Genomic DNA, 15,826 nt, shown 5'->3' on the forward strand with positions numbered 1-15,826 from the left:
GCCAGCGCGATCTCGACCACATCGCCAAACTCATGAACGACCGCCCCCGCAAAACCCTCGGATGGAAAACCCCCACCCAAGCCCTCGCCGAAGAAATCGCTCTCGCCGCCAAAAGTGTTGCAGTTGGAACTTGAGTTAACAAACGCCTAACGTCCGCGACCAACCCATTGATTTAAAAGGGCCGAAAAATCTGCCCACCGTGGACAGCCTCAAGGCACCCCCGACTCTGACCGGCCCGGATCACCCCCTCAGGCTGGCCCGCAACCGTTCGAAGCTGCCCGCGACTCCCTCCGCCGGCGACGGTTCTGCCAGGAAGCCGTCCAGCTGCGGCCAGACCTTGATCGCCCGGTCGATCACCGGATCCGACCCGGTCGCATAGAGCCCCGCCTGGATCATCATCTCGGCCCGGTCATAGGCCCCGAGAAGCCGCCGCGCCTCGCCGATCAACTGGTTCTCCTCCTCCGTCGCCGCCTCGGGCAACGACCGGCTCACCGACCGGAGAAGGTCGATCGCCGGAAACCGCCCCCGCTCGGCAATCCGGCGGTCCATTACGACATGCCCGTCCAAGACCCCGCGCAGGATGTCGGCCACCGGCTCCTCCATGTCCGACCCCGCGACGAGGACCGAGAAGACCGCCGTAATGTCCCCCGCTCCCTCCGGCCCCGGCCCCGCGCGTTCCGCAAGCCCCATGATCGCCTGGTTGAGCGAGGGCGGAAAGCCGCGCAGGCTGGCCCCCTCGCCGCCCGCCAGCGCCACTTCGCGGTGGGCCTCGGCAAAGCGGGTGACGGAATCGACGAGGAGCAGCACATGCCTGCCCTGATCCCGGAAATGCTCCGCCACGGCCATTGCCGTCAGCGCGCACATCCGCCGCATCAGGGGCGACTGGTCCGAGGTCGCCGTCACCACCACGCTGCGGGCCATCCCCGCCGGGCCCAGGACCCGCTCGGTGAACTCCCGCAACTCCCGTCCCCGCTCGCCCACCAGGGCGATGACAACCACATCGGCCTCCACCCCCCGGGCGAACTTGGCCAGAAGCGAGGATTTGCCGACGCCCGACCCGGCGAACAGCCCGATCCGCTGGCCGCGCACCAGGGGAAGGAGGGTATCGAACACAGCCACCCCCGTCTCCAGGCGCAAGCCCAGTCGGCGTCGGCCGGCCGCAGGCGGTGCGGGAGCCCGGAGGGATCGCGACAGGGGGCCGCGCAGCAGGGGCCGTCCGTCCAGCGGCTGCCCGGTCGCGTCGATGATCCGCCCGACCCAGCTGTCATCCGGCGCGATCTCGGCCTTTCCCAGAAGCTCCACCCGATCACCGATGGCCATCCCGTCGCCGGAGGCATCCGGCAGGACCGAACAGCACCCCGCCGTGAGGCGCAGCACCTCGCCCCCGGCGACCTCGTCGCGGCTGTGGATCAGCACCCGGTCACCGATCGCCGCAGCGTCCAGCCCGGTTACCTCGGCCAGCCCGCGTCGCGTCTCCGCCACCCGCCCGACCCGCCGCACGGGAGCACTTCCGGCGATTTCCGCCAGGAGACCATCGAAAAGACCAGCCACGGGATTCTCCCTTTGTTCGCTCTACACCGTTTCTAAAGGAATCACCCTTAAGCCTTGGTGAAGCAGGTCGAGGGAGAAGCCCCGATGTTCGAGAAACTGGAACTTACCCGCATGGCGCAGGCTCTGGCCGCGCAGTCCGGGGCACGCATGGCGGTGATCGCGGAGAATGTCGCGAACGCCGATACGCCCGGCTACAAGGCCAAGGACATTCCAGCCTTTTCCGAGGTCTATGAGGACACGGGACTGGAGATGCGGGCCACGCGGCCCGGTCATCTGACTGCGCCTTCGCAATCGGCCACGCCGATCCCGGACACGGCCCGTGGTCATGAATCGCCCAACGGCAACTCGGTCTCGCTGGAGGCCGAGATGGTGAAATCGGTCGAGGCGCGGCAGAATCACGACATGGCGCTGGCGATCTACCGGGCGACCTCGGACGTGATCCGGGCGAGCCTTGGTCGGTCGCGGTGAGGTGAGCGATGGGCAATGACCTGATCTCTTCCCTGTCCTTCGCCGCTTCCGGCATGGAGACGCAGGCCATGCGGCTCAGGCATGTGTCCGAGAACATCGCCAACGCCGATACCCCGGGCTATCACCGCAAGGTGATGACCTTCGAGCAGGCGATGGACAGCGGCCTGGTCGAGGCCGGTCCGGTGAAACTGGACCAGAGCGAACTGACGAAGATCTACGATCCGGGCCACCCGCTGGCCGATGAAACCGGTCACTACGACGGCTCGAATGTCGATCTGGTGATCGAAATCGCCGACGCGCGCGAAGCGCAGCGCAGCTACGAGGCGAACCTCAGGATGTTCGATCAGACGCGCCAGATGACGCAGAACCTGTTCGACCTTCTGCGCCGATAGGGGAGATCCAGAATGGATGTGAAAACCTCTTTCGTCAGCCAGGCCTACGCGAATGCCCGCACTGCCGCCGCCCCTTCGCCAAAGGCAGGGGTAGCGGAACAGGGCTTCGCGAAACTGGCCGACAATTTCATGGGCGCGCTTCAGGACCATGAGGCGACCGCCCGCGCCGCGATGACCGGGGGGGCCGATCCGCATGCGCTGGTGCAGGCGCTGGCCTCTTCGCAGTTGGCGGTGGAGACGGTGGCGACGGTCAGGGACCGCGTGGTCGAGGCCTATCAGGAAATCCTGAGGATGCCGGTATGACCGAATCCCTGATCTTCGACCTGACCCGCCAAGCGCTCTGGGTCTGCGTGGTGATCTCGGCACCCTTGCTGACGGTGGCGCTGGTGGTGGGCGTGGTGATTGGCCTCTTCCAGGCCCTGACCTCGGTGCAGGAGATGACGCTGACCTTCGTGCCGAAGGCCGCGGTGATGCTGGGGGTCTTCTGGCTGTCGATGAGTTTCATGACCTCGACCCTCGTGTCCTTCTTCACCGACACGATCATTCCCCAGATCGCGGGAGGCTGAGATGGACGCCGCCGGATATGCGACGCTGAACCGCCAGTCGGGCCTGATGCGCGAGATGGGGGTGGTGGCGAACAACATTGCCAACGCCTCGACCACCGGCTTCCGGCGTGAAGGCGTGGTCTTTTCGGAATTCGTGGCCGCACTGGATGAAGACCCGTCGCTGTCGATGGCCGATGCCAGCGGACGCCACGTCGACCTGTCGCAGTCGACCCTCGCCCAGACCGGCGGAACCTTCGACTTCGCCATCCAGGGCGACGGGTTTTTCCTGATCGAGACGCCGCAGGGCCAGCGACTGACGCGCGCGGGCAGCTTCACGCCCTCGGCCGAGGGCGAGCTGGTGACACCGGACGGCTATCGCCTGCTGGACGCGGGGGGAGCGCCGATCTTCATCCCCCCCGATGTCAAAGGCGTGGCGATGTCGGCAGACGGCACGCTGTCGTCGAACGGCCAGCCCATCGCGCAGGTCGGGCTTTGGCAGCCGACCGACCCTTTGGCGCTGAAGCACCAGACGGGAACCCTGTTTGATGGCGGAGAGGTTGAGCCGGCCGAAGGCGCGACCGTGATGCAGGGGATGCTGGAAGACAGCAATGTCGAGCCGGTTTCCGAGATCGCCCGCATGATCGAGGTCCAGCGCGCCTATGAGCTGGGCCAGAAATTTCTGGATGCCGAGGACGAACGGGTTCGCGGCGTGATCACGACGCTTGGTCGATAGGAGGCCGCGATGAAGGCATTGCAGATCGCGGCGACCGGCATGGCCGCGCAGCAGATGAAGGTCGACGTGGTGTCGAACAACCTCGCCAACATGTCGACCACCGGCTACAACCCGCGCCGCGCCGACTTCGCCGACCTGACCTACCAGCAGATGGCCCGGCCCGGTTCGGTCACCGCGGCGGACGGCTCGATGCTGCCGACCGGCATCCAGATCGGCCTTGGGGTGCGACCGGCGGCCGTGTCGGTGGTGATCGGGCAGGGCACTCTGGACGCGACCGGGGGCGACCTGGACGTTGCCATCGACGGCAATGGCTACATCGAGGTGCAGATGCCGACCGGCCAGACCGGCTATACCCGCGACGGGGCGCTGAAGCGGTCGGCCGAGGGGCTGATCGTCACCTCTGACGGTTATCCGGTCGCACCGGGGATCACGATTCCCTCGGATGCGCGCGGGCTGACGATCTCGCCCTCGGGCGAGGTCTGGGCCGATTTCGCCGACCGGGTCGACCCCGAACTGATCGGACAGCTGACGATTTCCTCGTTTCCGAACGAAAAGGGGCTGGAGGCGATCGGGTCGAACCTGTTCCTGGAAAGCCCGGCCTCGGGGGCGGCCTTTTCGGGCACGCCGGGGGAGGAAGGACTCGGGACTTTGCGGCACGGGTATCTGGAGGGCAGCACGGTCGATGCGGTGCGCGAGGTGACAGAGTTGATCAAGGCGCAGCGGGGCTATGAGCTGAACGCCAAGGTAATCACGGCAGCGGACCAGATGCTTGCCGCGACGACGCAGGTGCGTTGATGCTGCGGATGCTGCTTCTTCTGGCGATGGCAGGTCCGGCCGCCGCCGAAAGCCTTGTCGCGACACGGACGATCCGCGCGAGGACGCTGGTCCTGCCGGACGACGTGGTGCTGGTCAGCGCTGAATTGCCGGGCGCGTTGAGCGACCCGGCGGCGGCGGTCGGCCTTGAGGCGAAGGTCGCGATCTATCCGGGCAAGCCGCTGCACCCCGGCGATCTCGGCCCACCGACCCTCGTGGAGCGCAACCAGACGGTGACGCTGATCTATCTCGCTGGCGGGCTTGCGATCTCGACAGAGGGCCGGGCGCTGGCGCGCGGGGCCGAGGGCGACGAGGTGCGGGTGATGAACCTCGGATCGCGCAATACTGTGACGGGCCGGGTCGGCCCGGACGGAGAAGTCTATGTCGGATGGAATGGGTAAATGAAGATGCGATTCCTGTTGGTAACGGCCCTTGCAGCAAGCGGCTGCGGCAAGCTGGACCAGGTCGGCCGTGCGCCGGAATTCTCGGGGTTGGAGGGTACCGATCAGCATTACGCGATGTATTCGGCCACCTTGCCCGAAGATGTGCCGGCCCAGACTGCAAGCGATGGCTCTTCGCTGTGGACTGCGGGCACAGACAGCCTTTTCGGCGACCGGCGCGCGGCGAAGCGCGGCGACATCCTGACCGTGGTGATCGAGATCGACGACAGCGCCTCTATTTCGAACTCCACCGGCCGCAGTCGGACCGGCCAGCAGAAATCCGGGCTGCCGGACTTGCTTGGCATCCCGCAACGGATCGACGAAAGCCTGCCGGACGGCGCCAGCATGGCTGAGGCCTACGAGACGAAATCCTCGTCCACCTTCAAGGGCCAGGGTTCGGTCTCGCGAAATGAGAAGCTGACCCTGCGGATCGCCGCAACCGTGGTCGAGGAGCTGCCGAACGGCGTCCTGAAGGTCGAGGGCCAGCAGGAAGTCCGGGTGAACTTCGAGATGCGCGAGTTGATCGTCACCGGCTATGTCCGTCCCGCCGACATCTCGCGGCAGAACGAGATCACCTATGACAAGATCGCGGGCGCGCGCATCGCTTACGGCGGGCGCGGGCAGATCACCGACGTCCAGCAGCCGACCTACGGCCAGCAGGTCGCCGATATCGTGATGCCGTTCTGACCATGCTGCGCAAGCTTTTCCCCGTGATACTGGCGCTGGCCGGTCTTGGTGGCGGCGCGGGAGCCGGGTTCTTCCTTCGTCCCTCGCCCGCAGCCGACGAACACGCCGCCGAGGCCGCCGAACATGCCAAGGCCGATGCACATGGCGAGGCCGCCGCAGAGGAGGGCGCGGCAGGCGGGCATGAGGGTGAGCCTGAGGGCGGCGCGCCGGAATATGTCAAGATGAACAACCAGTTCGTCGTTCCGGTGGTCGAATCCGGCCACGTCGCCGCGATGGTTGTGCTGTCGCTGTCGCTGGAGGTGGAGCCGGGCAATACCGAAGCCGTCTACCAGCGCGAGCCGAAGTTGCGCGACGTCTTCCTGCAGGTGCTTTTCGATCACGCCAACACCGGCGGCTTCTCCGGTTCGTTCACCGACGGCTCGAACCTCGTGGTTCTGCGGACCAGCCTGAAAGAGGCTGCCGCCCTGGTCCTGGGGACGGAGATCCGGGACGTGTTGATCACCGACATCGCCCGTCAGGACAGTTGAGCCCGGGGGCTTGCCCGGCGCCGAATGAAGGGTCCGGCAGGTTCTAGCGCTGTTGTTTCAGGCGCGCCGCCAGGCCCTGCAGTGCCTGGACGCGACCGAATGCCGTCTGCGCCTCGCCACGCCGCTCGATCCAGGCAGCAGTCTGGCGCGCGATCACCAGGTTCAGCTCGGACCTGCGTTGATCGGCCCAGCGATCATAGGCCATGCCGACCCTTTCGGCTGTGATCGGCTCCAGCTCATCGCTCGGTCGCGCGGCGGCGTTGATCGATGCAAGCTGCATCCGACTGCGGTCCAACTCGGTTGCGGCGTTGTGCAGCCGGCCCAGCCGATGGTCGAGCATGAGCTGCGCGACATCTTCCAGCCGCGACAGGTCGTTCGCCTTTGTCATCTTGTGCGGGCTTTCCTGCGCATGGCTTCGGCAAAGCGGATCGCGGCGGCGACGGCGCGGTAGTGCTCGGCCCGGATTTCCTGCCCGATCTCGACCGTGGCATAGACCGCGCGGGCCGTTGGCGGGTCGCTGTGGAGTGGCACGCCATGCTCTGCGGCGCGTTCACGGATCCTGGCCGCAATCTGGTCGACGCCCTTGGCAACGCAGATCGGCGCACCGCCCTTGCCGCGATCCCATTTCAGCGCAACCGCGTAGTGGGTCGGGTTGACCACGACGACATTGGCCGAGGCGACATCGGTCAGCATCCGGTTGGTCGCCACCTCTTGCGCGCGCTGGCGGCGGGCGGATTTCAGGTGCGGGTCGCCCTCGCTTTCCTTGAATTCGTCCATCATTTCCTTGCGTGACATGCGTTGGCGCTGACGGTGACGGAAAAGCTGCCAAAGATAGTCCACGCCACCGATGGCCAGCTGGATGAGGAAGACCAGGAACAGGAACTCGACGGTAAGCCGGGCCATCAGCGCGGCGGACATCGCGGGCGTCAGGTAAAGGCTGGCAAGAATGTCCTCCAGCCGGCCGGCAAGGAAGTTGTAGAGGATGAGGGCGACGATGCCGAGCTTCACCGTGTTTTTGGCAAACTCCACCAGACCTTCGATCCCGAACTTCTGCCGGGCGCCGGAGAGGACCGAGATGCGCGAGAGTTTCGGAGCCAGTTTTGCCGGGGCAAAGACGATGCCGCGCGTGGTGAAGAGCAGGGCGAGGACAACGAGCGGCGCAACCAGGAGAAGCGCCAGCGGCGGACCGGCAAAGGCCAGGACCGCGCCGGCGATCGGACCCGTGCCGCCCCTGGTGATCTGCGCGGACAGCCGGTCTGCCTGGTCCAGGAGGACCATGCCGGCGGTTCCTGCGCGGTCCACGGCCCAGGCGCCGAAGCTGAACAGCGCCAGCAGGAAGCCGCCTGTCGCCGCGGCAGTCTGCAGGTCGACCGATCGCGGGAGGTCGCCGTCCTTGCGGGCCCGATCCAGCTTCTGCTGCGAGGCCTCGTGTTCCTTGTCGGCCTCGTCGTCCTCGCTGCTCATGGTGCGACCGCGAAGGGCTGGTCGAGGAACGCGGAAAAGCTTGCCAGCCAGGTCGCAAGGATGACCGGCACGGCGACGGCCAGCAGGGCGAGGGATCCCAGCGTTAGGGCAGGCGCGCCGATCATCGAAACCATGAGCGCGGGCATTGCCCGGTTGATCACGCCAAGCGCAAGGTTGTAGACGAGCGAGGCAATGACAAATGGCGCAGCCAACGAGAAGGCCAGCGCAAAGGTCCGGCTGACCAGAGCCAGACCCCAGTCGGCAGCGGAGGCGGCAGAAAGCGGCGCACCGGCGGGCAGGATGTCGTAGGACAGAAGCACCAGCTCGGCCGCACGAACATGCAGGCCTGCCGACATCGCCAGGGCAAGGGCCGCCATCAGCAGCAGGTTGCCGATGGCTGGCTGCGGCTCGGGCGCGGCCCCGGCGAAGAGTTGCGACAAGGTTGTCGCCTGCGCGGCGATTGCTGCGGCCGTCTGCAGTCCGACGAGGAAGAGCCGCATTCCGGCGCCCAGAAGAAGCCCGGCAACTGCCTCGCCTCCAAGGGCCACGAAGCCGGGCGGCGGGCCCTGACCGGCCATCCGGTCGGCGAGGATCGGGGCCACGACCAGGCTGAAGGCCACGACGAGCGCCAGCTTGATGCGCGGCGGCACGGCCGGATCGCCCATGCCGGGCATGAGGGCCACGACGGCACCGATCCGGACGAAGGCCAGGGCCGCCGTCCAGCCCAGACCTTCCGCAAGTCCGAGAAGTTCCGAAAGCGCGGCGACGACTCCGTTCATGCCGACACCTGGCCGATCAGGGCCGGGCGCGCGTCGGTGCCGATTTCCTCGTAGGACAGGACCGGCATGTGCAGCCCCTTGGCCTGGACAACGGTGCGCAGGAAGCGGCGGCGTCCGACCGAGGTGACAAGTGCGGGATGGACGCCGCCCTCCGCCGCCCTGTTCGCCCGTTCGGTCAGGCCATTGGCCAGTTTCGCGAACAGTTCGGGCGGCAGGGCGATGTCGCGCAGGCCTCGCTCGCTGTCGATCTGATAGGTGGCAAAGGTCTTCTCCCAGTCCGGGGCGAGCTGGATCAGCGGCACCGACCCGTCCGGGCGTTTCAGCTCGGCGACGATCTGGAAGCCCAGACGCTGGCGCACATGCTCGCAGATCGCCTCTGGCGCGCCGAACGGGCGGGCCTCGGCGACGGCTTCCAGGATCAGCGGCAGATTGCGGATCGACACGCGCTCCTCCAGGAGGAGCCGCAGGACGGCATGGAGCAGGTCGACCGGAACCTTGTCGGGCAGAAGCTCGTCCAGCAGTCGGCGGTTCGCCTCCGCGCGGGCGGAATCGGAAAGTCTGACGAATTCGTCCAGAAGCCGCCGCAGACCGCGCAACGTCAGCAGTCGCGAGAGGTTAGCTTTCAGCACTTCAAGAAGATGCGTGGCCAGAACCTCGGTCGGAGAGACGACGGTCAATCCCGAGATCGCGGCATCTTCCTGCTGGTCGGGCCGGATCCAGCGCGCGGGCGCGCCATAGACCGGCTCCCGGGCGTCCAGGCCGTCCGGCGCGGGGATGCCATCGTTCAGGAGCACCAGCACCCGGTCGGGGTAGAGCCGATCCGACACCCGCTCCACCCCCTGCAACCGGATGCGGTATTGCCCGGGGGGCAGCGCGCTTTCGTCGGTCAGGCGGATTTCCGGCAGGATGAAACCGAAGGTCGTGGCGACATGGTTGCGCATGTTGGCGATGCGGCTGTCGAGTCCGGTCGCCGGGTCAAGGACCATTCCGACCAGGTTCGGGGCGAACTCGATGTGGATGTCATCGAAGTCGAGCACGTCTCCGATCGAACGGGGCTTTACCGGTTCCAGCGTGGCGGGTGGGGCCTCCTCGGGACGCGTGGCATTGCGGAACCTGAAGAACGCCAGCGTGCCGAGAGACAGGGCCGCCAGCATGAAGGGCAGGAACGGCATCCCGGGGACAATCGCGAAAAGCCCCATCAGCCCGGCAACCGTGCCCAATGCGCCGGGATAGCGGCCAAGCTGGGCGAAGAACGAGACGTCGGCCGTACCCTTCTGACTGCCCTTGGCCAGCAGCAGAGCGGCCGCCACCGAGATGATGACCGCCGGGATCTGGCTGACCAGCCCGTCGCCGACCGTCAGGATCGTATAGGTCTTGAAGGCCGTCGCGGCATCGAGACCATGCATGAAGATGCCGACCACCAGGCCAACAACGATGTTGAGCCCGGTGATCAGAAGTCCGGCGACAGCATCGCCCTTGACGAATTTCGACGCGCCGTCGAGCGAGCCGAAGAAGTTGGTCTCGGCAAGCTCCTGTTCGCGTCGCCGCTTCGCCTCGGCATGGTCGATCGCTCCGGCTGACATGTCCGCGTCGATGGCAAGCTGCCGTCCAGGCATCCCATCCAGCGCAAACCGCGCGCCCACCTCGGCCATCCGCCCAGCGCCCTTGGTGATGACGATGAAGTTGACGATCAGGAGAACGATGAAGATCACCAGGCCCAGGACCAGGTTGCCGCCCATGATGAACTGGGCAAAGCCCTCGATCACATGTCCGGCGGCATCGGTTCCCGTGTGACCCTCGCCGATGATCAGTTTGGTCGAAGACACGTTCAGCGCCAGCCGCAGGAGGAGCGAAGAGAGAAGGATCGTCGGGAAGGCGGAGAAATCCAGCGGGCGGTCGATGAACAGCGTGACAGTAAGCATCAGGATCGCCAAAGCGAAGGAAACCGCGAGCCCGACGTCCAGCATCCAGGCCGGGACCGGCAGGATCATCATCACGATCACCGCCATCAGGCCGATGGCGAGAAGGATGGTCGGGCGGAAGATCATCCGCAGCGAAAGGCCCTGCGGCATGTCACGGCGCTCCGATCAGACGGATGCCGCCGGAACCGGTTGGGACGAGCGAGCCGCGCGCACCGGTCGCTCCGGCGACAAGAAGCGGAAAGCTGTTCCGACGCCCGGCCTTGGCCGGATCGCGCGGCGCGGGCCCGGTATCGTCGGCCGTCCCGGCATAGACCGCCTCGAACTTGGCCTGGTAGGCGGCGGCGTATTCCGGTGTCGCCGAATGGTAGGCCGCCGCAGCAAGCGCCCAGTCGCCGGTCTGCGCGAAATGCCCGGCCAGGAATTCGGCCGCATAGGTTGCGTTCTTCCGCGGATCGAGCATGTCGGCCAATGATGCGAAGCCCTTGGCGTGCCAGTGGTAGTTCAGCTGGAAGCAGCCAAGATCGAGATTGGTCGCACCCTGGTCGATCGCTTCTGCGACGCTCGCCTCGGCCTCGGCGGCGGTGTCGAACCAGCGACCTTCACCACCAAAGTTCACTGTCCAGGGCCAGGGTTCATTGTTGCGCCCGGTTTCGACCGTGGCGATGGCCAGGAGGACGTCATACGGCACCCCCGTTTGGGCGGCGGCCTCTGCAGCGGCGTTTGCGCACAGAGCCGCCGGATTCTCACGCGCTGGCGCCGCTCCGGTCAGCAGAAGCAGGCAAAGCGGTGCGGCTGGCGTCAGTCTCGGGCAGGTTCGTCCGCGGGGCATCCTGGTCTCCGCCCCGCGCATTCTGCCGGGGTCCGATGGCGACGGTAACGCGCGAATCTTTCCGGTCGGTTACCGCCGTCACTCCGCCGCCGGCGATGCGACGCTGGACAGGAGCGCCGTGATCGCCTCGCGTGAGGCAAGGCTGGCATCGACAGCCTGCTTCCCCCGGCCAAGGAGACCTATGTCGTCACCCGTTGCATCAGGCGCCATCGAATCGGCCACCTTGAGCCAAGGCTCGGGCAGCGCGGGATCGAGCCCTGCCCAATCGCCCGTCCAGGGGCTCACCCGGGCCAGCGCCTCGGGATCGTTCGCCGCGGCGAGGGCCAGCTCGGCCGCAGAAAGATCGCCGAGTTTGAGCCAGGCATCTGCCCGCAGCACCTCGGCCCCGGTATCATGCAGCCCGTCGATCAGGGCAATTGCGCTGCGGGCAGCGCCTTGCGCAAGCGCGCCCCGGGCCGCAAGCAGGCGCTTGTCGGCCGGATCGCCCGGAGCGACCGGACCGATCCATGCCTGTGCCGCGTCGGGAAACCCCAAAGCCAGCAGCCGCTCGGCAATGCCAACGCCTACTTCGGGCGCAACGGCCGGGACAGGCTGTGCAGCGGCGACCACCGCGTGCTGCAGGAACTGATCGTCGGTGGCACGGTCCTGTGCGACCCGCCAGAGATCGGCCAGAACCTGCCCGGTCGCGCCCTGCTGCCGGAAGGCAGCGTCGACCTGGCCAGAGAGCGCCATCGCCAGCACGATAGCCCGGTCCACTGCCGCCCGCGTATCACCCCCGGTTTCGCCTTGCAGCGCAAGAAGCGCCTCCGCTGTCTCCGGACCGAGCGGGTCCAGCGTGCGGAAATGCGCGTCGACCAGCGTGACCAGGCTTCCGGCATCGTCGCCTGCAAGGGCTACCGCGGTTTCGGCATGGGCTTGCGCGGCGCTCGCGTCGCCTTCGTGAAGATCGGCCTTCGCGTCCAGGAGGGCGACCGAGGCCTTGTCTATGTCCGGTGCGCGTTCCATCGCATCGCGGATGATCCGGGCTGCCTCGGCGTCATCCCGCGCGAGGAATTTCCCGGCCAGGGCGGGGCCGAGATGGTGTCGCAGATGGGACGGAAGTGCCACGAAGCCCTGCAGGATCGCGTCACGGTTCACGCCCGGTCCGGCAGGAAGCCGATCACGCGCCAGCGCCGCCCAGAGCGACGCCGGGCCCTCGCAGTCCAGCATAGCGGCGAACGGGGTCTGCGGATCGCTTTCGCCGTCGATGATCCGAGCCATCGACCGGTACAGGCCAAGCGTGGCATCCGGCGTTTCAGGGCTGGCCAGGTTGGCGGTCTGTCCGGCCTCGGCGCCGAAACCGAGAAAAAGCAGCAGGCGGGTTGCATGCTGGATCGCGTCCGGGTCCGGTGCATCGAACTCGCCGTAGAGGCCGGAGTGGGCTTCGGTCAACAGGTCCTGTGGCGGCGTTGCCCCGCCCCAGGCGGGCAGGTCGAGAAGGGCCGGATCGGCGCAGCCGCTGTCCGGCGCGGCGGCCGTCGCGGACCCGGCAGGGCTGGTGACGGCAATTCCAGGCGTTTCACCAAGATGGACATTTGACCAGGGCAGCACTCCCTGATCGAGATCGCTGGTCTTTCGCGTCTTGCCGGGCAGTTCCATGTCGACGGCGCCATCCGCTGCCCCGCGCGCAAGCTGTTCAAGCAGTTCCTGGCGCAGCGGTTCAAGCGACACGCTTCCCGTCGGCAGGGGAAATGGCAGCGGCGGCGTCGCCTCTTCAACCTCTCCGCGGCCGGTGGCGAGCCAGTCGTAGCCTTGCGGAGTCCTGCCGGTGCCGACCATCCCGGGTGGCGCCCCAGGTGCGGCAAACGCCGTCTCGAAGGCTGACCCCGCCGGGGCCGGGCCGGGCTTGATGTCGATGACGATGACACCGGGCTGGTATTCGAACGGGAAGACATGACATTCGCAGCCGAGCACCAGCGAGAGCGCCCCGGTTCCGGGATCGACCTCCAGCGCCGAAAGCCGGATGCGCGGGATACGTTGCCAGACGGACGAAAGATCGTAGCCCGGCTGGGTTTCCGCCTTTGCCGCAAAACCATACCCCGCTGCCGTGCGGCCCAGGGTCCAGCCTCCGGCCTCCGGCAGTTCGATGACCAGGCGGGTAAAGTCGCCATGCTCGCCAGAGAGAACGCGTGCCGTGTCGGCCGATGCAGGCAGGGCCAGGGACAGAAGCAACAGGACCGCGCGGATCATGCGGCTTCCTGCTTCAGGTTGCGCATCGCCTCTTCCAGATCGCCAAAGCCGGGGCGCAGATGGTGTGGCGTGTTCTGGCGACCGACCTCGATGCAGATGTTGGCCGGATGGCGGTGCAGGTTTGCGATCAGCACTTCGCGGATCAGTTGATAGAAATGGATGTCTTCCTCGATCACGGTCTTCACCCGTGCCGCGAAGGGACCCATCAGGCCATAGGCCAGGAACACGCCAAGGAAGGTTCCGACCAGCGCGCCGCCGATCATCTTGCCCAGCACTTCCGGTGGCTGGTCGATCGAGCCCATGGTCTTGATCACGCCCAGGACCGCCGCGACGATCCCGAGCGCGGGCAGACCGTCAGCCACGGTCTGCAGCGCGTGGCTTGAATGCATCGCATGGCTCAGCGTGGCGTCCATTCGCTTGTCCAGCACTTCTTCCACCTGATGCGGGTCGTCGTAGTTCATCGACGCGGCGCGCAACGTGTCGCAGATCAGCTCCATCGCCTCGTGGTCGTGCTGGATGCGGGGATATTTGCCGATGATCGCCGAGCTTTCCGGGGATTCGACGTGTTCCTCCAGCGCGACGGGGTTGGCGCGGGCAAGGCGGATCAGTTCGAACAGCAGGCACAGGAGGTCGCGGTAGTCGCCAGGCTTCCATTTCGGGCCCTTGAAGACCTTGCCGATGTCCTTGAGCGTGTGCTTCACGGCGGAAATGTCATTCGAGATGAGGAATGCGCCGATGGCGGCGCCGCCGATCATGATCATCTCGAAGGGCAGGGATTTGAGGATGATCCCCATCTTGCCGCCGGCAAGCACATAGCCGCCAAAGACCATGATGAGGATGACGGCGATGCCGACGAGGCCGAGCATTTTGGCGTCCTGTTTCGCTTCTGGTGATGGAAGTATCCGCGCGCCGGGTTAAGACTCTCTGACCGGGCGCGCGAACGGGCGGCCTAGTCCTTCGGCGCCCCGGCATTTCGGCCTGCGACGATCACACTGACACCGTACGCAGCCTCCGAGGACATGCCCGACAGGATCGCCGCCGCCGATTCGGGGGGCATCCGGCCAAGGAAACCGGCGGCAAATTCGGGCGACATGGTTTCGAACAATGCGGCGGCGTCCTTCGGTTTCATCGCCTGGTAGACCGCTGTCAGCTTCTCGACGTCGGCCTCGGCCGCGCCGTCAGCCAGGGCGAGCGTCGCCTTCAACTCGTCCTCCACCGCCTTCAGTTCCTCCATCCGCTTGGTGATCGCGGCATCGGCCAGGGCAAGTGCGGCCAGTCGATCCTTCAGCGAGGCCTCCTGCACCGCGACCCGGTCCTCGCGCAGGGTCAGCGCCTCGGCCAGCGCGCCTGGCATCTCGCAACTCGCAGGAGCGGCCGCTTCGCCGGGTGTGTCCTCCTCCCCGGCCTTGGCCAGCGCGGCGCCGATCCCTGATCCAAGCCGCAGCGCGCCGGACATGGCGAACAGCATCGCCACGACGAACAGGGCGCCCCGGCCAGCACGACGGCGGCTCATTCGGCGGCCTCCAGCGTGTCGCGCGGGGCGCGGCGGCGCACGAATCGCAGGCGGCGGTCCTCGGCGACGGGCTCGTCCTCTACGGGTCGCGGGGCCGCAGGATCGGGCAGATCGTGCAGCGAGGCGACCAGCAGTTCCAGTTTCCGTGCCACGGCCTCACCCCGCGCCGTCAGCACCTCCAGGCTTTCGGCCGAGCCGTTCGCGGCGCCCCGCGCCTTGTCCAGCGCGACCGTCATGTCGTCGACCTGCGCCGACAGGACGGCAATCGCCCCGCCCATCCCGGTTTCCAGTGTGGTGAAGCGCTTCAGCCGGGTGGAGAGAACATAGCAATACGTGGCAGCCCCGAACGAGCCCGCCATCAGAAGGATATCGGAGATCAGCTCCATGGGTCAGCCTCAGTTCAATACGAATTCGGTGATCAGCAGATCGCGCACCCGGCCCTCGCCGACGACGATCTGGATGCGCCGCAACATCTGCGCCCGCAGTCTTGCCATGGCGTGCGGGTCTTCTATCGAGGCGGTGTCGATCGCGCGCAGGTAGCTGTTGATCACGTCCAGGATGCGCGGTGTCAGAGTGGTCACGTCCGATGCCGCCGTATCGACCACTTCCAGCTGCGCGGTGAATCGCAGGTGCTCGCTGCCCGAATCGGGTCCGAGCGAAATGACGATGGTTTCCAGCGGCACGAAGGCGATGCCCATCAGCGGGCCAGGACCGTGTTCGGCCTCCGCGCCGTCCTCTCCGCCCGCGAAGAGTAGACCGGAATAGGTGGCGTAGAAGCCGCCGCCGCCGAGTATCAGAGCCAGGACAAGCCCGAAAAGAAGCGGCTTCTTCGACCGCTTCTTCGGAACATCTTCCAGAATGGCTTCTGCCGTTGCCATGTTCCTCTCCACCCGCTTCGGACGAGAACGAACATAGTCCAAAGGTCACTAACCGA

General features: G+C 66.6%; 20 protein-coding genes. 9 read left to right on the forward strand and 11 right to left on the reverse strand.

Going from position 1 to position 15,826, the window contains the following annotated elements; all coding sequences use genetic code 11:
* Positions 1 to 240 precede the first annotated feature (240 nt).
* On the reverse strand, positions 241 to 1,551 hold the full coding sequence (locus tag JNL31_RS10205) for a FliI/YscN family ATPase (RefSeq protein ID WP_294972917.1): 1,311 nt from the start codon (positions 1,549 to 1,551) through the stop codon (positions 241 to 243).
* Between the two features lie 84 nt (positions 1,552 to 1,635).
* Here JNL31_RS10205 and JNL31_RS10210 point away from each other — a divergent pair, with 84 nt between their 5' ends.
* Genes JNL31_RS10210 through JNL31_RS10250 form a run of 9 tightly spaced genes read left to right on the forward strand, consistent with a single transcriptional unit; the run spans position 1,636 to position 6,156 of the window.
* Complete coding sequence (locus tag JNL31_RS10210; protein ID WP_294972919.1) at positions 1,636 to 2,019, forward strand: FlgB family protein; 384 nt, start codon at positions 1,636 to 1,638, stop codon at positions 2,017 to 2,019.
* Positions 2,020 to 2,027: 8 nt separating this feature from the next.
* Positions 2,028 to 2,411, forward strand: a complete 384-nt coding sequence (gene flgC, locus JNL31_RS10215) for a flagellar basal body rod protein FlgC (protein ID WP_294972921.1) — start codon at positions 2,028 to 2,030, stop codon at positions 2,409 to 2,411.
* Positions 2,412 to 2,423: 12 nt separating this feature from the next.
* The gene (gene fliE / locus JNL31_RS10220; protein ID WP_294972923.1) at positions 2,424 to 2,714 is read left to right on the forward strand and encodes a flagellar hook-basal body complex protein FliE; all 291 of its coding nucleotides are present in this window, start codon (positions 2,424 to 2,426) and stop codon (positions 2,712 to 2,714) included.
* Positions 2,711 to 2,977, forward strand: a complete 267-nt coding sequence (locus tag JNL31_RS10225) for a flagellar biosynthetic protein FliQ (RefSeq protein ID WP_294972925.1) — start codon at positions 2,711 to 2,713, stop codon at positions 2,975 to 2,977. Before fliE ends, JNL31_RS10225 begins: the two co-directional genes overlap by 4 nt.
* Before the next feature lies 1 nt (position 2,978).
* Positions 2,979 to 3,689: a flagellar hook-basal body complex protein gene (locus tag JNL31_RS10230; protein WP_294972926.1), complete on the forward strand. Its 711-nt coding sequence runs from the start codon at positions 2,979 to 2,981 to the stop codon at positions 3,687 to 3,689.
* A 9-nt stretch (positions 3,690 to 3,698) separates the two neighbouring features.
* A complete protein-coding gene (gene flgG / locus JNL31_RS10235; RefSeq protein WP_294972928.1) occupies positions 3,699 to 4,484 on the forward strand; it encodes a flagellar basal-body rod protein FlgG in 786 nt (261 codons plus the stop codon).
* Positions 4,484 to 4,903 carry a flagellar basal body P-ring formation chaperone FlgA gene (gene flgA / locus JNL31_RS10240; protein ID WP_294972930.1) on the forward strand — a complete coding sequence of 140 codons (420 nt, stop codon included), beginning with the start codon at positions 4,484 to 4,486 and terminating at the stop codon, positions 4,901 to 4,903. The genes flgG and flgA overlap by 1 nt, the downstream gene beginning before the upstream one ends.
* Positions 4,904 to 4,909: 6 nt before the next feature.
* The gene (gene flgH / locus JNL31_RS10245; protein WP_294973104.1) at positions 4,910 to 5,629 is read left to right on the forward strand and encodes a flagellar basal body L-ring protein FlgH; all 720 of its coding nucleotides are present in this window, start codon (positions 4,910 to 4,912) and stop codon (positions 5,627 to 5,629) included.
* 2 nt (positions 5,630 to 5,631) lie between these two features.
* A complete protein-coding gene (locus JNL31_RS10250; RefSeq protein ID WP_294972931.1) occupies positions 5,632 to 6,156 on the forward strand; it encodes a flagellar basal body-associated FliL family protein in 525 nt (174 codons plus the stop codon).
* A 43-nt stretch (positions 6,157 to 6,199) separates the two neighbouring features.
* On the opposite strand, the gene JNL31_RS10255 is transcribed toward JNL31_RS10250, so the two are convergent.
* From JNL31_RS10255 to JNL31_RS10300, 10 genes are all read right to left on the reverse strand, one after another.
* Positions 6,200 to 6,544: a hypothetical protein gene (locus JNL31_RS10255; RefSeq protein ID WP_294972933.1), complete on the reverse strand. Its 345-nt coding sequence runs from the start codon at positions 6,542 to 6,544 to the stop codon at positions 6,200 to 6,202.
* Positions 6,541 to 7,620, reverse strand: coding sequence for a flagellar biosynthesis protein FlhB (locus JNL31_RS10260; RefSeq protein ID WP_294972934.1), 1,080 nt, complete (start codon positions 7,618 to 7,620; stop codon positions 6,541 to 6,543). The genes JNL31_RS10255 and JNL31_RS10260 overlap by 4 nt, the downstream gene beginning before the upstream one ends.
* Positions 7,617 to 8,399: a flagellar biosynthetic protein FliR gene (locus JNL31_RS10265; RefSeq protein WP_294972935.1), complete on the reverse strand. Its 783-nt coding sequence runs from the start codon at positions 8,397 to 8,399 to the stop codon at positions 7,617 to 7,619. The genes JNL31_RS10260 and JNL31_RS10265 overlap by 4 nt, the downstream gene beginning before the upstream one ends.
* Positions 8,396 to 10,471: a flagellar biosynthesis protein FlhA gene (gene flhA, locus JNL31_RS10270; protein ID WP_294972936.1), complete on the reverse strand. Its 2,076-nt coding sequence runs from the start codon at positions 10,469 to 10,471 to the stop codon at positions 8,396 to 8,398. Before flhA ends, JNL31_RS10265 begins: the two co-directional genes overlap by 4 nt.
* A gap of 1 nt (position 10,472) precedes the next feature.
* Complete coding sequence (locus tag JNL31_RS10275) at positions 10,473 to 11,099, reverse strand: transglycosylase SLT domain-containing protein (protein WP_366928940.1); 627 nt, start codon at positions 11,097 to 11,099, stop codon at positions 10,473 to 10,475.
* A gap of 129 nt (positions 11,100 to 11,228) precedes the next feature.
* Positions 11,229 to 13,379 (reverse strand): hypothetical protein, encoded by a 2,151-nt coding sequence (locus JNL31_RS10280; protein WP_294972937.1) that lies wholly within the window; start codon positions 13,377 to 13,379, stop codon positions 11,229 to 11,231.
* Positions 13,376 to 14,245, reverse strand: a complete 870-nt coding sequence (gene motA / locus JNL31_RS10285) for a flagellar motor stator protein MotA (protein WP_294972938.1) — start codon at positions 14,243 to 14,245, stop codon at positions 13,376 to 13,378. The genes JNL31_RS10280 and motA overlap by 4 nt, the downstream gene beginning before the upstream one ends.
* An 83-nt stretch (positions 14,246 to 14,328) precedes the next feature.
* Entirely contained in the window at positions 14,329 to 14,892 is a 564-nt protein-coding gene (locus JNL31_RS10290) for a hypothetical protein (RefSeq protein WP_294972939.1), read from the reverse strand.
* Positions 14,889 to 15,278, reverse strand: a complete 390-nt coding sequence (locus JNL31_RS10295; RefSeq protein WP_294972941.1) for a hypothetical protein — start codon at positions 15,276 to 15,278, stop codon at positions 14,889 to 14,891. The genes JNL31_RS10290 and JNL31_RS10295 overlap by 4 nt, the downstream gene beginning before the upstream one ends.
* A 9-nt stretch (positions 15,279 to 15,287) precedes the next feature.
* On the reverse strand, positions 15,288 to 15,770 hold the full coding sequence (locus JNL31_RS10300) for a flagellar basal body-associated FliL family protein (RefSeq protein ID WP_294972943.1): 483 nt from the start codon (positions 15,768 to 15,770) through the stop codon (positions 15,288 to 15,290).
* Positions 15,771 to 15,826: the final 56 nt, after the last annotated feature.

This window comes from Tabrizicola sp. (assembly GCF_016792905.1).
Lineage (GTDB): Bacteria > Pseudomonadota > Alphaproteobacteria > Rhodobacterales > Rhodobacteraceae > Tabrizicola.

Excerpts from the sequence above, each read along its gene's own strand:
- JNL31_RS10295 (WP_294972941.1), bottom strand. The coding sequence starts at position 15,278 with ATGGAGCTGATCTCCGATATCCTTCTGATGGCGGGCTCGTTCGGGGCT.
- flgA (WP_294972930.1), top strand. The coding sequence starts at position 4,484 with ATGCTGCGGATGCTGCTTCTTCTGGCGATGGCAGGTCCGGCCGCCGCC.
- JNL31_RS10260 (WP_294972934.1), bottom strand. The coding sequence starts at position 7,620 with ATGAGCAGCGAGGACGACGAGGCCGACAAGGAACACGAGGCCTCGCAG.
- JNL31_RS10225 (WP_294972925.1), top strand. The coding sequence starts at position 2,711 with ATGACCGAATCCCTGATCTTCGACCTGACCCGCCAAGCGCTCTGGGTC.
- fliE (WP_294972923.1), top strand. The coding sequence starts at position 2,424 with ATGGATGTGAAAACCTCTTTCGTCAGCCAGGCCTACGCGAATGCCCGC.
- JNL31_RS10290 (WP_294972939.1), bottom strand. The coding sequence starts at position 14,892 with ATGAGCCGCCGTCGTGCTGGCCGGGGCGCCCTGTTCGTCGTGGCGATG.
- JNL31_RS10210 (WP_294972919.1), top strand. The coding sequence starts at position 1,636 with ATGTTCGAGAAACTGGAACTTACCCGCATGGCGCAGGCTCTGGCCGCG.
- flgC (WP_294972921.1), top strand. The coding sequence starts at position 2,028 with ATGGGCAATGACCTGATCTCTTCCCTGTCCTTCGCCGCTTCCGGCATG.
- flgG (WP_294972928.1), top strand. The coding sequence starts at position 3,699 with ATGAAGGCATTGCAGATCGCGGCGACCGGCATGGCCGCGCAGCAGATG.
- JNL31_RS10255 (WP_294972933.1), bottom strand. The coding sequence starts at position 6,544 with ATGACAAAGGCGAACGACCTGTCGCGGCTGGAAGATGTCGCGCAGCTC.
- JNL31_RS10300 (WP_294972943.1), bottom strand. The coding sequence starts at position 15,770 with ATGGCAACGGCAGAAGCCATTCTGGAAGATGTTCCGAAGAAGCGGTCG.
- JNL31_RS10230 (WP_294972926.1), top strand. The coding sequence starts at position 2,979 with ATGGACGCCGCCGGATATGCGACGCTGAACCGCCAGTCGGGCCTGATG.
- JNL31_RS10280 (WP_294972937.1), bottom strand. The coding sequence starts at position 13,379 with ATGATCCGCGCGGTCCTGTTGCTTCTGTCCCTGGCCCTGCCTGCATCG.
- flgH (WP_294973104.1), top strand. The coding sequence starts at position 4,910 with ATGCGATTCCTGTTGGTAACGGCCCTTGCAGCAAGCGGCTGCGGCAAG.
- JNL31_RS10265 (WP_294972935.1), bottom strand. The coding sequence starts at position 8,399 with ATGAACGGAGTCGTCGCCGCGCTTTCGGAACTTCTCGGACTTGCGGAA.
- JNL31_RS10250 (WP_294972931.1), top strand. The coding sequence starts at position 5,632 with ATGCTGCGCAAGCTTTTCCCCGTGATACTGGCGCTGGCCGGTCTTGGT.
- flhA (WP_294972936.1), bottom strand. The coding sequence starts at position 10,471 with ATGCCGCAGGGCCTTTCGCTGCGGATGATCTTCCGCCCGACCATCCTT.
- motA (WP_294972938.1), bottom strand. The coding sequence starts at position 14,245 with ATGCTCGGCCTCGTCGGCATCGCCGTCATCCTCATCATGGTCTTTGGC.